The 14,965-nt window shown below is 72.5% G+C and carries 13 protein-coding genes; 6 read left to right on the top strand and 7 right to left on the bottom strand.

The window, feature by feature from the left end:
* Window positions 1-37: 37 nt before the first annotated feature.
* Window positions 38-589 carry a MarR family winged helix-turn-helix transcriptional regulator gene (locus ABD333_RS14425; protein ID WP_344541201.1) on the bottom strand — a complete coding sequence of 184 codons (552 nt, stop codon included), beginning with the start codon at window positions 587-589 and terminating at the stop codon, window positions 38-40.
* A 90-nt stretch (window positions 590-679) separates the two neighbouring features.
* Between ABD333_RS14425 and ABD333_RS14420 the strand changes: the two genes are divergently transcribed.
* Both ABD333_RS14420 and ABD333_RS14415 read left to right on the top strand, forming a co-directional pair.
* Window positions 680-1,660, top strand: coding sequence for an ATP-binding cassette domain-containing protein (locus ABD333_RS14420; RefSeq protein WP_344541199.1), 981 nt, complete (start codon window positions 680-682; stop codon window positions 1,658-1,660).
* 2 nt (window positions 1,661-1,662) lie between these two features.
* A complete protein-coding gene (locus tag ABD333_RS14415; RefSeq protein WP_344541197.1) occupies window positions 1,663-2,547 on the top strand; it encodes an ABC transporter permease in 885 nt (294 codons plus the stop codon).
* Window positions 2,548-2,660: 113 nt separating this feature from the next.
* Here ABD333_RS14415 and ABD333_RS14410 read toward each other — a convergent pair whose 3' ends face one another.
* From ABD333_RS14410 to ABD333_RS14400, 3 genes are all read right to left on the bottom strand, one after another.
* The gene (locus ABD333_RS14410) at window positions 2,661-4,100 is read right to left on the bottom strand and encodes an RNA polymerase sigma factor (RefSeq protein ID WP_344541195.1); all 1,440 of its coding nucleotides are present in this window, start codon (window positions 4,098-4,100) and stop codon (window positions 2,661-2,663) included.
* A gap of 188 nt (window positions 4,101-4,288) precedes the next feature.
* Window positions 4,289-5,260 carry a cation diffusion facilitator family transporter gene (locus ABD333_RS14405; protein ID WP_344541193.1) on the bottom strand — a complete coding sequence of 324 codons (972 nt, stop codon included), beginning with the start codon at window positions 5,258-5,260 and terminating at the stop codon, window positions 4,289-4,291.
* Between the two features lie 37 nt (window positions 5,261-5,297).
* On the bottom strand, window positions 5,298-6,479 hold the full coding sequence (locus tag ABD333_RS14400) for an AMP-binding protein (RefSeq protein ID WP_344541191.1): 1,182 nt from the start codon (window positions 6,477-6,479) through the stop codon (window positions 5,298-5,300).
* An 88-nt stretch (window positions 6,480-6,567) separates the two neighbouring features.
* On the opposite strand from ABD333_RS14400, the gene ABD333_RS14395 reads away from it, so the two are divergent.
* The 4 genes from ABD333_RS14395 (at window position 6,568) to ABD333_RS14380 (ending at window position 10,826) form a co-directional block, all read left to right on the top strand.
* Window positions 6,568-7,467, top strand: coding sequence for a 1,4-dihydroxy-2-naphthoyl-CoA synthase (locus ABD333_RS14395; protein WP_344541189.1), 900 nt, complete (start codon window positions 6,568-6,570; stop codon window positions 7,465-7,467).
* A gap of 31 nt (window positions 7,468-7,498) precedes the next feature.
* Complete coding sequence (locus tag ABD333_RS14390; protein ID WP_344541187.1) at window positions 7,499-8,461, top strand: o-succinylbenzoate synthase; 963 nt, start codon at window positions 7,499-7,501, stop codon at window positions 8,459-8,461.
* A complete protein-coding gene (gene menD, locus ABD333_RS14385; protein WP_344541185.1) occupies window positions 8,458-10,128 on the top strand; it encodes a 2-succinyl-5-enolpyruvyl-6-hydroxy-3-cyclohexene-1-carboxylic-acid synthase in 1,671 nt (556 codons plus the stop codon). The genes ABD333_RS14390 and menD overlap by 4 nt, the downstream gene beginning before the upstream one ends.
* Window positions 10,129-10,283: 155 nt before the next feature.
* Entirely contained in the window at window positions 10,284-10,826 is a 543-nt protein-coding gene (locus tag ABD333_RS14380) for a YdeI/OmpD-associated family protein (protein WP_344541184.1), read from the top strand.
* Here the strand turns inward: ABD333_RS14380 and ABD333_RS14375 are convergent.
* Genes ABD333_RS14375 through ABD333_RS14365 form a run of 3 tightly spaced genes read right to left on the bottom strand, consistent with a single transcriptional unit; the run spans window position 10,816 to window position 14,952 of the window.
* Window positions 10,816-11,919 carry an S-methyl thiohydantoin desulfurase family protein gene (locus tag ABD333_RS14375; protein WP_344541183.1) on the bottom strand — a complete coding sequence of 368 codons (1,104 nt, stop codon included), beginning with the start codon at window positions 11,917-11,919 and terminating at the stop codon, window positions 10,816-10,818. The two genes, ABD333_RS14380 and ABD333_RS14375, sit on opposite strands and share 11 nt — an antisense overlap.
* The gene (locus tag ABD333_RS14370; RefSeq protein ID WP_344541182.1) at window positions 11,912-13,492 is read right to left on the bottom strand and encodes a hydantoinase/oxoprolinase N-terminal domain-containing protein; all 1,581 of its coding nucleotides are present in this window, start codon (window positions 13,490-13,492) and stop codon (window positions 11,912-11,914) included. The genes ABD333_RS14375 and ABD333_RS14370 overlap by 8 nt, the downstream gene beginning before the upstream one ends.
* A gap of 29 nt (window positions 13,493-13,521) precedes the next feature.
* Entirely contained in the window at window positions 13,522-14,952 is a 1,431-nt protein-coding gene (locus ABD333_RS14365) for a purine-cytosine permease family protein (protein ID WP_344541181.1), read from the bottom strand.
* Window positions 14,953-14,965: the final 13 nt, after the last annotated feature.

Here is a 14,965-nt window from a genome sequence, read left to right as displayed (position 1 = left end):
ATGCGGACACGGTCTTGACCTGCCGCGCACCGGGAAGTCATCGGTGTGGCATGGATGGTATTTCGCGCGGGCTCGGCGCGTCCGGATCGCGGGTGTGCGGATCGCGCGGGTCCGGGCTCCGGGTGCCGGCGAAGCGGGGATCGTGGTGGGCGAGGATCTTGAGCATGAGGGCCTGGAAGTGCTCGCGTTCGCCCGGGTCCAGGGGATCGAGCAGCAGCTCGTTCACCCGTTCCCCCCGGACACGGCGGTCGTGGAGCGCGCGGCGGCCGGAGTCGGTCAGGTGCAGCGCGTAGCGGCGCCGGTCGCGGGTGTCGCGGTGCCGTTCGACGTAGCCCTGCCGTTCCAGCAGGTCGATCACGGAGACCAGATCGCCCTGGTCGACGCTGAGGCGCTCGCTGAGCTCGCGCTGCGACATCGGCCCGCGGCCCGCCAGCCAGGCCAGCGCGAGCGTGTGCGGCAGCCGCAGCGGCTCCTGCGGGTAGAGCTCGGCCGAGCGGCGGCGGGCGAGCCTGATGAGCTCGAACATCAGGTACGTGGGCACCCGGAGCAACGGATCCGGTGGCGTCTCGGCGCCGTCGGAATTCGTCACGTCTCCTACTCCTCGCGGTCGTATCGTCTCTTGACCCGAAACTTAGGATATTCCTATCGTTGGCATCGCCAAGTTTTCTGCGGGAGGGACATGGCGAACGGGGAACCCGCCGTCGTGGTCGACGGGCTGGTCAAGCGCTTCGGCGAGGTGGAGGCGGTACGGGGCATCGAGCTCCGGGTGGAGCAGGGTGAGATCTTCGGCTTCCTCGGGCCCAACGGCGCCGGCAAGTCGACCACCATCAACATGCTCTGCACCCTGCTGCGGCCCACGTCCGGCACCGCGCGGGTCGGCGGCCACGACGTCGTCACCGAACGCGACGACGTGCGGCGCAACATCGGGCTGGTCTTCCAGGACCCGACACTGGACGGATATCTGACCGGCGAGCAGAACCTGCGCTTCCACGCCGAGCTCTACGGGGTGCCTCGCTCGCTGGTACCGGACCGGATGCGTCAGGTGCTGGAGATGGTCGCGCTGTGGGACCGGCGCGGCGACCGCGTGGAGACCTACTCCGGCGGGATGAAGCGGCGGCTGGAGATCGCCCGGGGCCTGCTGCACTCGCCCCGGGTGCTGTTCCTGGACGAGCCGACGGTCGGCCTCGACCCGCAGACGCGCTCCTCGATCTGGGACTACATCCGCCGCCTCAAGGACGCTGAAGAGATCACGATCTTCATGACGACCCATTACATGGACGAGGCGGAGTACTGCGACCGGATCGCGATCATCGACCAGGGCGCCATCGTGGCGCTGGACACCCCCGAGGCGCTCAAGGCGGGGGTGGGCAAGGACCGGGTGCAGATCCAGACCGACGACGACGCGGCGGCGATCGCGGCGTTGCGGGACCGCTTCGGCCTGGCGGCCAAGGTGGCCGAGGGCGCGGTGACCTTCGCGGTGGCGTCGGGGGAGTCGTTCGTGCCGCGGCTGTTCGCCGAGCTGGGACTGCCGATCAGGTCGGTGAGCGTGTCGCGGCCGTCGCTGGACGATGTGTTCATGTCGTTCACCGGCAGCACGATCCGCGACGCCGAGGGATCGGTGAACGACTGGATGCGCGTGATGGCGCGGGGAAGGAGATGACCGTGGGGACTCCGGCCACGGCGGAGGCGGGCGGCGGCATCGTCCGGGTCGTGGTGCCCGAGCGCAGCGCTCGGCACGATCTGCGCGCGGTGAAGATCGTTCTGCATCGGGAGCTGCTCCGGTTCTGGCACGACAAGATGCGCCTGGTCGCGGGCCTGATCCAGCCGGTGCTGTGGCTGCTGGTGATGGGCACCGGCCTGTCCAGCCTCATGGCCGCCGGCGGACCGGCCGGCGAGGTCGACCTCAGGACGTTCATCTTCCCGGGCGTCTGCGCGATGTCGGTGATGTTCACCGCGATGTTCTCGGCCGGGTCCATCGTGTGGGACCGCGAGTTCGGCTTCCTGCGCGAGATGCTGGTCGCGCCGGTCAGCCGGGCCGCGATCGTCGTCGGCAAGTGCGTCGGCGGCGCGACGGTGGCGACCCTGCAGGGCGTGGTGATCGTGCTGCTGGCCGGGCTGGCGGGCGTGCCGTACGATCCGCTGCTGCTTCTCCAGCTGGTCGGGATGATGTTCCTGGGCGCCTTCGCGCTGACCGGCTTCGGCGTGGTGATGGCCGCGCGGATCAAGACGATGCAGTCGTTCTTCGCCCTCATGCAGATGGCGATGATGCCGATGATGTTCCTGTCGGGCGCCCTCTACCCGCTGAGCGGCCTGCCCACCTGGCTGAGCGTGCTCACCCGGCTCAACCCGCTGACGTACGCGGTCGACCCGCTGCGCCAGGCCGTCTTCGCCCACCTGGACGTGTCGCAGGAGCTGCAGCGGACCTTCAATCCCGGCGTCACGTGGAACGGCTGGGTCGTCCCGGTCTGGCTGGAACTCCTCCTCGTCGTCGCCATGGGGCTGGCTTTGATGGGCGTGGCCATCTGGGAGTTCCGCCGGGGCGACTGACGAGGGACGGCTGACGAGAGGCGCCTGACGAGACGGGCCTGACGAGACGGGAAAACGACGAGCCCCGCCGGGCCGTGGAGGCCGGGCGGGGCTCGTGTGCGCGCTTGCGAACGTCAGACCGCGAAGTCCAGCAGGGGCTGGGCGTTGCTGGGGTGCCGCAGCTTGGACAGCGACTCCTTCTCCAGCTGCCGGATCCGCTCGCGGGTCAGGCCGAGGGCCTTGCCGATCTCGTCGAGCGTCCGCGGCGTCCCGTCGTACAGCCCGAACCGCATCGCCATGATCTTGGCCTCGCGCGGGTTGAGGATGTCGAGGGTGCGGCGCAGCTGCTCGGCCATGAGCTGGCGGTCGACCAGATCGGAGGCCTCGGGGCTGTCGGTGTCCTCGATGAGGTCGCCGATGCGCGTCTCACCGTCCTCGCCGATCGTGGAGTCCAGGCTGATCGGCTGCCGGCTCGTGCGCAGGAGCTCGCGCACCTGCTCGGGGCTCTTGTCGAGCTCCACCGCCAGCTCCTCCGGCGTGGGCTCACGGCCCAGCCGCTGGTGCATGTCCCGCTCGATACGGCTCAGCTTGCTGAGCATCTCCAGGACGTGGACGGGCAGGCGGATCGTGCGGGCCGAGTCGGCGAAGCCGCGCTGGATGGCCTGGCGGATCCACCACATGGCGTAGGTGGAGAACTTGTAGCCCTTGGAGTAGTCGAACTTCTCGACCGCGCGGATCAGCCCGAGGTTGCCCTCCTGGACGACGTCCAGCAGCGACAGCCCGCGGTCGGAGTACTTCTTGGCGACCGAGACCACCAGGCGCAGGTTGGCCTCCAGCATGTGGGACTTGGCGCGGTTGCCGTCGGCGGCCACCCACTCCAGGTCCAGGCGCCGCTGGCGGCTGAGCTTCTCAGTCGTCTCCAGCAGGTGCTCGGCGTACAGTCCGGCCTCGATGCGCTTGGCCAGATCGACCTCCTGCTCGGCGGTGAGCAGCTGGCGCCGCCCGATCGCCTTGAGGTAGGTGTGCACCGAGTCGCCCATGGTGGTCGACTGGTCGTCCAGATCGGCGACCGGCGCGGCCTCGACCTCGGTGACCTCGAAGGTCTCGTCGGCGGTGGCCTCGGCCTCGGCGTCGTCGAGCTCCGCGGCGGCGGGCTCGCGGTCGTCGACGGCCTGCACGGCCGACGCGGCGGCGGACTTGACGCCGCTCGCGGCCTTCTTGGCGCTGACCCGCTTCTTGGCGGGGGCCTTGGTGACCTTCGTCACGTCCGCGTCGGCCGGAGCCTCGGCGTCGCCCTCGGCGGCACCGGCCGCCTTGGCCGGCTTGCGGGTCCTGGTCTTGGTGGCGGGGGTCTTCTTCCCGGCGGACTCGGCCTCGCTGGCCAGGCTGATGCCGGCCTCGGAGAGCCCGCGCAGGATCGAGCGGCCCTGGGCGGGGCTGATACCGGCGGCCTCGAAGGCCTCGCGTACTTCGCCGAGCGAGAGGCGCCCTTGGGTGCGGCCACGCTCCAGGAGCCCGGCGAGCGCGGGGCTCGTCAACTCCGTGAGCGGGGTCTCTACAGCGGTTCGCGGCATGGGGGCACCCCTCTCCCTTCACTGTGTGGGTGCGACGCGGAGGCGTGTTCGCTACAAATGCGCGCACTTATCGGAACGCTGCACAGACGCCTTCTTGTTCCCGCTGGCCCTGTCCGAAACCCCCGGCCCGGGCCCGGAGCGGACGAAAACCCCAGCCGGGGCGGGCCCGTACCGGTTCTGAAGGATTCTCAGGTTCGCCGGCCGTAGCGGGCGATCACCCGGTCGCGGAGCTCGGGGTCGTCACGGGGGACCGGCTCGATGAAGACCTCGTCGATCTCCTCGTGGGCCGCCCGCAGCTCGTGCGACATCCGCACGCACGCCCGTTCGACGTCACCGGAGGTCAGCGCGTCGCGGAAGTCGAGCCGGGCGCAGACCAGGACCCGGTCGGCGCCGACCGTCATGGTCACGATGTCGACGACCCACTCCACCTCCGGGGCGGCGCCGAGCAGGTCCCGCACGCCGTGGACCAGGCGCGGGTCGGCCTGGTTGCCGATGAGCAGGTTGAGGTTGATGCGCCCGAGGACCAGCGCGACCGCCGTCAGCAGCACACCGATCATGATCGAGCCGAGCCCGTCCCAGACGGCCGAGCCGGTGAGCTGGTGCAGGCCGAGACCGGCGAACGCGAAGATCAGCCCGAGCAGGGCGGCGGAGTCCTCCAGCAGCACGCTGATCGACGTGGGCTCGTCGGTGCGCCGGATGTAGGCGAGCATGGACAGGCCCTCCTCCCGGGCGTCCCGGCGGACCTGCCGCAGGGCCTGCTGCCAGGAGACGGCCTCCAGGGCGAACGAGACCGCCAGCACGATGTAGCCGGCGAGCGGGTCGGCCTCCTCGCCCCGATGCCCCAGGAGCGTCTCGACGCCCTGGTAGAAGGCGAACAGCGCGCCCATCCCGAAGATCGCCACAGCGACGAGGAGCGTCCAGATGTAGCGCTCCTTGCCGTAGCCGAGCGGATGGCGCCGGTCCGCCGGCCGGCCGCTGCGGCGCAGCCCCACGATCAGCAGCACCTCGTTGAAGGTGTCGGCGATCGAGTGCGCCGCCTCCGCCGCCATGGACGCCGAACCGGTGACCACCGCCGCGACGATCTTGGCGATGGCGATGCCCAGATTGGCGCCGAACGCCAGCAGCACCGTCAGCGTGCTCTCCTGCTGCTCCTCGGCCATGACACCCCTCGTCCAAGCCTGCCATGGCGGGCGGCGGTCACCGGGGAGCGGGGCGCCGGAGAGTCTCCAGGTCAGGCTTGCCGGACGGCAGGAGGGGAATCTCGGTGACCACCCGCAGCTCGCGCGGCGCGGCGCAGGCGGGCATGGTCTCACGGACCCAGCCGCGCAGCTCGTCGAGAACGGGCGGCCGCCCGGCGGGCACGACCACGGCGGTGACCCGGTGCCCCCACTCGGGGTCGGGGCGGCCGACGACCACCACGTCCGCCACGTTCGGATGGCGGGACAGGGCGGCGGCGACCTCGCCCGCGACGACCTTCTCCCCGCCCGTGACGATCACGTCGTCGGCGCGGCCGCGGACGCGCAGCCGCCCGTCGTCCAGCACGCCGAGATCCTGCGTGACGAACCAGTCGCCGTCCCAGGCGGACTCGGTGAGCCCCGGACGCAGCCGGTATCCGCTGAACAGCACCGGCCCGGCGAGCCGGATGCGGCCGTCGCCGCCGATGTCCGCGCGGACGCCGTCCAGCGGTACGCCGTCGTACACGCAGCCGCCCGAGGTCTCGCTCATGCCGTAGGTGGTGAAGATCCGGGCGCCGCGTTCCCGGGCGGCGTCGAGCAGGTCCGGGGGAGCGGCGGCGCCGCCGAGCAGGACCGAACGGAACTTCGACAGGTCCGTGCCCGCGGCCAGCAGACGGCGCAGCTGCGTGGGGACCAGCGAGAGATGCGCCACATCGGCGCCCGCCACCGCCGTCACGTCGAAACGCGGCTGGATCACCGGCTCGGTCCCGGCGGCGAGCGACCGCACGAGGACCTGCACACCGGCGATGTGACTGGTCGGCAGGCAGCACAGCCAGCGGTCGCCGGGCTCGGCGCCGATCCGGGTGAACGTGGCGGACGCCGAGGCGCGCAGCGCGCCGGCGGACAACTCGACGATCTTGGGAACGCCGGTGGAGCCGGACGTCGCGATCAGCACGGCCGTCTCCGGTGCCGCCGGGACGCCCGCGATCGGCACGCAGGCGCTGCGCGGCCGGTACGGCCGGAGACCGTCCGCGGTCTCGACCGCGTGCGGGGCCAGGGCGTTCAGCAGGTCCTGGAGCGCCGCGCCGGGCAGGTCCGGCGAGATCGGGCAGATCGCCGGGCCCGAGCCGTCCAGCGCCGCGGCCAGCGCCGCGTACAGGCGCGGCCCCGGCGGCAGAACGACGGCGTGCAGGCGGCGGTCCATGATGCGATCAGCCTAATCGACCCGCTGAACGCGTTCGAATACGCGTGCAGTTGAATGGGGGCCTGCCAGCGACACGGAAGAGGGGCACATGGTCTCGGAGCTGTTCGACAGCGGCGCGTGGAAGGAAGTCGAGGGGTTCGGCTTCACCGACATCACCTACCACCGGGCGATCGGCCAGGGAACGGTCCGCATCGCGTTCAACCGGCCCGAGGTGCGCAACGCCTTCCGGCCGCACACGGTCGACGAGCTCTACCGGGCCATGGACCACGCGCGGATGTCCAGCGACGTCGGCTGCGTGCTGCTCACCGGGAACGGGCCGTCGCCCAGGGACGGCGGCTGGGCGTTCTGCTCGGGCGGCGACCAGCGCATCCGCGGCAAGGACGGCTACAAGTACGCCGAGGGCGAGACCGCCGACAGCATCGACCCCGCCCGGGCCGGGCGCCTGCACATCCTGGAGGTGCAGCGGCTGATCAGGACCATGGGCAAGGTCGTCATCTGCGTCGTGCCCGGCTGGGCCGCGGGCGGCGGCCACAGCCTGCACGTGGTGTGCGACCTGACGCTGGCCAGCCGCGAGCACGCCCGCTTCAAGCAGACCGACGCCGACGTGGCCAGCTTCGACGGCGGGTTCGGGTCGGCCTACCTGGCCCGGCAGGTGGGGCAGAAGTTCGCCCGGGAGATCTTCTTCCTGGGCGACACCTACGACGCCGAGGCCGCGCACCGGATGGGCATGGTCAACGCGGTCGCGCCGCACGCGGAGCTGGAGCGCACCGCGCTGGAGTGGGGCGCCAAGATCAACGGCAAGAGCCCGACGGCGCAGCGGATGCTCAAGTTCGCCTTCAACCTCGTGGACGACGGTCTGGTGGGCCAGCAGGTGTTCGCGGGGGAGGCGACGCGGCTGGCCTACGGCACCGACGAGGCCGCCGAGGGACGCGACTCCTTCCTTGAGAAGCGCGACCCCGATTGGTCGCGTTTCCCGTGGTACTACTAAAAACCTCAGTTGAACGGCAGGGGGTCAGCGGGTGAGGGTCTACTCCATCCCGATGCGGACGCGGTTCCGCGGCATCACGCAACGGGAGGGCGTGCTGATCCACGGCCCCGCCGGCTGGGGCGAGTTCTCACCCTTCGCCGAGTACGGCCCGGCCGAGTGCGCCCGCTGGCTGTCGGCGGCGCGTGAGGCCGCCTACGACGGCTGGCCCGCGCCGCTCCGCGAGACCGTCCCGGTCAACGTGACGATCCCGGCGGTCGGGCCCGGGACGGCCGCCGAGATGACGCGGGCGTCGGGCTGCCGCACCGCCAAGGTGAAGGTCGCCGAGCGCGGGCAGGACGACGCCGACGACGTGGCCCGGGTCGAGGCCGTCCGCGACGCGATCGGCCCCGGCGGCAAGGTCCGCGTGGACGTCAACGGCGCCTGGGACGTCGACCGGGCCGTGCGCATGATCCGGACGCTGGACCGGTTCGGGCTGGAGTACGTGGAGCAGCCCTGCGCGACGCTGGACGAGCTGGCGCGGGTGCGGCGGCTGGTGGACGTGCCGGTCGCCGCCGACGAATCGATCCGGCGCGCCGAGGACCCCTTCAAGGTGCGGGCCGCCGAGGCCGCCGACATCGCCGTGCTCAAGGTGCAGCCGCTCGGCGGGGTCCGTGCCGCCCTCAAGATCGCGGAGGCGTGCGGGCTGCCGGTGGTGGTGTCGAGCGCGGTGGAGACCTCGGTCGGGCTCGCCGCCGGGCTGGCGCTGGCCGCGGCGCTGCCGGAGCTGCCCTACGCGTGCGGCCTGGCGACCCTGTCGCTGCTGGAGGGCGACGTCGTCGGCGACCCGCTGGTCGCCGAGGACGGCGTGATCCCCGTACGCCGCCCCGACGTGGTCGAGGACGCCCTGCGCCGGTTCGAGCCCGCCGACGAGGAACTGCAGGCCGGCTGGCGGCGCCGGGTCGCCGACGCCCAGGCCCTGATGGACGCACCACCGGTGATCGGAGTCGCGCGATGAACCCGGCCACCGCCCTGGCGACCGTGCTGGTCGACGAGCTGCTGCGCTGCGGGATGACCGAGGCGGTGCTGGCGCCCGGCTCGCGGTCGGCGCCGCTGGCGCTGGCGCTGTACGAGGCGGTCCAGGCCGGCCGGGTCCGGCTGCACGTGCGCGTCGACGAGCGCTCCGCCTCGTTCCTGGCGCTCGGCATGGCCAAGCGGTCCGGCCGCCCGGTCGCGCTCGTCTGCACCTCGGGCACCGCCGCGGCCAACTTCCATCCGGCCGTCATCGAGGCGCACGAGTCGCATGTGCCGCTGATCGTGCTGACCGCCGACCGGCCGCCCGAGCTGCGCGACACCGGCGCCAACCAGACCATCGACCAGGTCAAGCTCTACGGCACCGCGGCCCGGTGGAGCTGCGAGATCGGCGTGCCCGAGAACCGGCCCGGTATGGTCGCCTACTGGCGTTCGCTGATCAGCCGGGCGTGGGGGCTGGCGCTGGCGCCCGACCCGGGCCCGGTCCATCTGAACGCGGCGTTCCGCGAGCCGCTGATCCCCGACGGCGACGCCACCTGGTGCGAACCCCTCGACGGGGACGCGACCGGGGCCTGGACCAAGGTGCGCGCGGCCACCCCCGGGTCGGTGCTGCACGTGCCGCCGACCCGCCGCGGCGTCCTCGTCGTCGGCGACGGCGCGACCAACGTCAAGCGCTACGTCGCCGCCGCCTCGATGGCGGGCTGGCCCGTGCTGGCCGAGCCCAACGGCAACGCCCGCTACGGCGACCACGCCCTGTCGTCCCACCACTTCCTGCTGGGGGTGCCGGAGTTCGTCGAACGGCACCGTCCCGAGGTCGTCGTGACGCTCGGCAAGCCGGGCCTGTCCCGTCCGCTGCTGTCGCTGCTGCGCCGCGCGGAGGAGCACGTGGTGCTGTCGCCGGACCTGACGCGCTGGCCCGACCCCGTCCGCTCGGCCACCCAGGTGGCGCAGGACGTGGAGATCCCGGTGGTGTCCGGCGACGACGCGTGGCTGAAGTCGTGGCGCAGCGCCGACCTGACCGCCGCGGCGGCGGTGGACGCGGTGCTCGACGCGATGCCCGAGGTCAGCGAGCCGCGGCTGGCCCGTGACCTGGTGGCCGGGCTGCCGGGCGGGTCGCTGCTGTTCGCCGCGGCGAGCATGCCGATCCGCGACCTCGACCAGGTGATGCGGCCGCGCCGCGGCATCCGCGTGATGGCCAACCGGGGCGCCAGCGGCATCGACGGGCTGGTCTCCACGGCGATGGGCGCGGCGCTGGTGCACAGCGGCCGGGCCTATGCCCTGCTCGGCGACCTGGCGTTCCTGCACGACCAGAACGGGCTGATCCTCGGCCCGGACGACCGCCGGCCCGACCTGGCGATCGTCGTGGTCAACAACCAGGGCGGCGGGATCTTCTCGCTGCTGCCCCAGGCGGGGCTGCGTGACCCGTTCGAGCGGGTCTTCGGCACGCCGCACCGGGTCGACCTGGAGCACATCGCCGCCGCGCACGGCATTCCCTACCGGCGCCTTGAGGCGGCAGCGGACCTGCCCAAGGTGATCGCGGGGGAGGGGCTGCGCATCGTGGAGGCCCGCACCGACCGCGACGCCAACGCGGTGCTCCACGCCGAGATGCGCAAGGCCGCCCACAAGGCCGTGCGCGACCTGCTCGCCCGCTGAACGACCCGAACGCCGCGCCTCGTGCGCCACCCTCCTTCGATTCAACTTTCAAATTACAATGTAAAGGCGCCGGGTTTGGAGTATCTCCGGTCGTTGAGGAACCGCACGTTCCTCAACGACCTCTACCTTCGGCAGTGAGGAGAAGGAGAGAGCGCATGATGCACTTCGAGAACGAGGCCCAGTGGGAATCCTGGCTGGCCGAGCACCACGCCGCCGGTGAGGGCGTCTGGCTGAAGATCGCCAAGAAGGGCGGGAACGCCGAGTCCGTCTCGATCGGTCAGGCGCTGGACGTCGCGCTGTGCTACGGCTGGATCGACAGCCAGCGCAAGGCCTACGACGAGAACTTCTACCTGCAGCGGTACTCGCCCCGCCGCAAGGGCAGCCCGTGGTCGCGGGTGAACGTCGAGAAGGTGGAGGCCCTGACCGCCGCCGGGCGCATGCGCCCGGCGGGGATGGCCGAGGTGGCCGCCGCGCAGGCGGACGGCCGGTGGGAGGCCGCCTACGCCGCGCAGAGCGAGGCCACCGTGCCGCCCGACCTGGAGGCGGCGCTCGCGGCCAGCCCGGTGGCCGCCGCCCGGTTCGAGGCGCTCACCAAGACCGCCCGCTACCAGCTGATCCTGCCGTTGCTGAAGACCAGGACGCCCGCCGGGCGTGCGGCCCGGCTGGAGAAGACGGTCGCGGGCCTCCTCAACGGCTGAGCTCGCCGGTGAAGCCGAGACGCCGGCCGTTGAGCGGGACGTGGTCGGTGTCGTAGCCGAAGTAACGCGGACCGGCCAGTTCCAGGCCCCCGGGCGTCAGCCAGCGGGGATCGCAGGGCACGCCGAGGACGGTGACGCGCAGGCCGTAGCGCAGGCCCTCGGTGGTGACCGGTTCGCCGCTGTCGGTGTCGAGCACGCAGATCAGGTCGGGTGTGGTCGCCACGATCTCGCCGTCCCGGCGGGCCAGCAGGTGCTCGTTCTGGAAACTGAGCTCCAGCGACCGGCCGCCGTCGCCGCCGAGGCCGTCGAGGAGGGCCTGCCCCCGGGCGAAGCCGCCGGAGGTGCGGCGCCGAACGTCGGTGACCTTGCCGGTCAGCAGCCGGACTCCGCCGAGGAGACCGGCGGCCGCGGCGACGGGATCGGCGTGCGCGGCGCGGGCCTCGCGGACCGTGCGGCCGAGGTCTTCGGCGAGGGTCAGGGTGGCGGGCACGAGGCCGTCGGCGAGCTGGTCGCCGCGCATGACCGTGTCGGCGCAGGAGACCGAGCAGCCCATCTCGACGCAGGCCGTGCGGGCGAGCCGTTCGGACCACAGGTTGGAGACGGTCTCCAGGACCAGGGTGTTGCCCTTGTCGTCGGCGACGGCCATGGGCGCGACGGTGACGCCGATGAGTCCCGGGAGCACCATCTGGGCCTCGGGGAAGGCGCGGCCCATGGCGTCGCCGTCGACCACGGGGAGCCCGGTGCGGGCGGCGGCGATGAACGGGGTCATCGAGTTGAGCCCGCCGACCTCGATGGGGACGAGGTGGGTGGCCTCGCGGCCGAGGACCTTCTCCAGGGCGCGCAGGGCGGTGACCTCCTCGGTCCCGGCGGGGATCTTCTCCAGCGACACGGTGGGGGCGCCCATGCCGGAGATGGCGACGACGGTGGCGTCGGCGGGCACCTCGCCGATGTCCACGACGGTCACCGGGCCGTGCTCGCGGATGGCGTGCTGGGCCAGCAGCTTGCCGACGTAGGGGTCGCCGCCGCCGCCGGTGCCGAGGATCCCGGCGCCGCGCGCCAGGTCGTCCAGGTTGGCGGGGTGGATCTCACGCATGGGCGGTCTCCAGTCGCTGCAGGTCCAGGTCGCCGACCGCGTTGACCCGGATGCGGGTGGCGCCGCCGGGCAGGTAGGCGAGCGGGACCTCTTCGATGTCGGTGATGGTGACGGTGCCGGGGCGGGCGCCGGCCTCCTCGGCGGCGCGTACGGCTTCGGCCTTGGCGTCGTCCAGGACGGCGTCGCGGCGGCCGGCGGGGACCTGGTAGACGCGGTCGACCTCGCCGCCGACCTGGGCGATGGCGGCGCCGATGGCGTTGGCGACGGCGAAGTGGCCGGGGCGGCGGACGTCGGGGAAGCCGGGCAGCCCGTCGCCGACCAGGATGCTGCCGCCGCCGACCGCGACGACGGGGATGGGTTCGGCGGAGGTGCGCATGCGGTCGACGGTCTCGGCGAGGCGTTCGGCGATGTGCGCCAGCCCGGCCTGGACGGCGGCGGGGTCGAGGTGCGCGACGCGGGCGGGGTCGCCGATGTCGGCGCGGCCTGCCGCGACGGCGAGGTCGGTCGCGGTGAGCGTGCCGCCGCCGAAGACCAGCGCCTGCTCGGTGAGCCGGTAGCCGACGCTGCGCGGGCCGACGGAGGGGGCGTCGAGGTCGGCCAGGGAGCCGCCGCCGATGCCGAGGGACAGTACGTCGGGGATGCGGAAGTTGGTGCGCACGCCGGCCAGCTCGGCCTCGCCGGCCGCCTGGCGCGGGAAGCCGCCGGTGAGGATGCCGACGTCGGCGGTGGTGCCGCCGACGTCGATGACGGCGCAGTCGGTGAGGCCGGACAGGTAGGCCGCGCCGCGCATCGAGTTGGTGGGGCCGGAGGCGAACGTGGCGACGGGGTAGCGGCGGGCGTGCTCGACGTCCATGAGCGTGCCGTCGTTCTGGGAGAGGAACAGGGGCGCGGTGATCCCGGCGGCGGTGAGGGCGCCGCCGAACGCCTCGACGATGGTGGCGGCGAGGTCGCGCAGCGCGGCGTTGACGATGGTGGCGTTCTCGCGGGGCAGCAGGCCGACCCGCCCGATCTCGTGGGACAGCGACAGGTGCACGCCGTCGCCGAGCTCGGCGGCGAGGATCTGCGCGGCGCGGAGCTCGGCGTCGGCGCTGACCGGTGAGAACACCGACGAGATGGCGACCGAGCGCACGCCGCGGGCGGTGATCGCGGCGGCGGTCCTGCGCAGTTCGTCCTCGTCGAGGGGGGAGATCTCGCGGCCGTCGTACTCGTGGCCGCCGTGGCAGAGGAACGTGGGCGCGTCTCCGAGCCCGTCGCCGAGGGCGGCGCGGAGCCGGGCGGGCCAGTCGGCCATCGGCGGCAGCGCGGCGGTGGCGGGCAGGCCGAGGCGGACGGCCGCGGTGGGTGCCAGCCGGTCGGCCTCCACCAGCGCGTTCACGAAGTGGGTGGTGCCGATCATGACGGCGGTGATCGAGGCGGGTGCGGCGCCGGATCCGTCCAGGACGGCGTTGACGGCCGTGACCACGCCGCTGGTGACGTCCGGGGTGGTGGGCGATTTGACCGTGGCGAGCACGGTGTCGCCGTCCAGCAGGACCGCGTCGGTATTGGTGCCGCCGACGTCGATGCCGATGCGCATTCCGTTCCTTACGGGTGGGTGTACGGGTTTTATGGGCGGGTGGTGGCGGCGGTGCCGCCGGTCGCGGCCTCCAGGGCGGCGGCGGGGTGGTCGGGTTGCTCGACGGGCAGTTCGCGGATGCCGTGGACCAGGCCGAGGCGGGCGGCGAGCACGTAGCCGACACCGGCGAGCAGCAGCGAGTTGAGCGCGGGGATGCCCCACCACTGGTGGTGTTCGCTGAACCAGCCGACGGTCGCGGCGGCGGCCCAGAGGACGAGGGTGGCGGGGACCCAGCCGGGTTCGGTCTCGGGCAGCCTGCCGAGCTCGCGGGAGGCGTCCAGGGCGGGCCGCCAGCGGCGGGCGACGAAGTACTCGGCGACCATGATCCCGGCGATCGGCGGGGTGAGGACGCCGAGCAGGGTGAGGAAGTCGGTGAACCGGTCGAGGATGCCCGCGGCGGCGGCGAGACTGCCGAGCACGCCGATGCCGACCGTCACCGCGACCCGGTGGAGCCGCACGCCGGTCAGTGACTCGACGGCGTTGATCAGGCCGAGCGCGGCCGAGTAGAGGTTCCAGTTGTTGATCTTCACGGTGGCGGAGATGAGGATGATGACGCCGGCGACGCCGGAGGAGGCGGTGATGATGGCGATGACGTCGGAGGTCTTCACCGCGTACGCCAGCAGTACGCCCGCCAGGCCGAGGACGTACTCGCCGAGGGAGATGCCGACGAGGGTCTGCTTGACCACGTCGCCGGCGTTGCGGTTGAAGCGGGTCATGTCGGGGGTGGTGACCGCCCCGACGATGTAGGAGCCGGCGACGATGGTCGCGCCGGTCGCGATGGACATCGGCTCACCGAACGGCGGTGAGGAGACGAGGTCGCCGACGCTGTGCTTGGAGATCTCCACGTACATCGCCCAGCCGGCCAGGCCGAGAAACGCGGGGACGGTGACGAACGCGGTCCACCCCATGGCCCGGAAGCCCTTGAGGACCAGCGCCGTCACACCGAGCCCGGCGATGATCGACCAGATCCACAGCGGCGGGCCGCCGGCCAGCGAGTGCAGGCCCTGGGCGAACACGGCGGTCTGCACGCCGAACCACCCGAACAGCGAGACCGCGATGACCACGCCGATCAGCGTCGACCCGTACCGGCCGAACCCGGTCCAGCGGGCCAGCACCGAGGTGGACAGGCCCTCGCGCATCCCGGCGATGCCGATGAAGATGCAGACGACCTCCAGGATCACCGAGCCGAGGGTGAACGCCCAGAAGGCGCCCCAGAACGACAGGCCGGCGCCGAGCGTGGCGCCGAGCAGGAACTGGGTGAGGTCGGAGAGCTGGCCGAAGCGCTGCACCGCGACGTTGAACCACGAGTAGCGGGCCGATCGCGGCACCCGTTCGAGGGGGAAGTCCTCGTCGGTGTGGGACGCCGAGGGCTGCGCGGGTCGCGGCGGTGGCTGGCCGGTGGGCGAGGTGGTCTCTGACATGGGCTGGCCTTTC

Origin of the sequence: Actinomadura fulvescens, from assembly GCF_039533225.1 — a bacterium.
Lineage (GTDB): Bacteria > Actinomycetota > Actinomycetes > Streptosporangiales > Streptosporangiaceae > Spirillospora > Spirillospora fulvescens.
The sequence above is the reverse complement of the archived record's forward strand: the minus strand, read 5'-3'. Positions and strand labels throughout refer to the sequence as shown.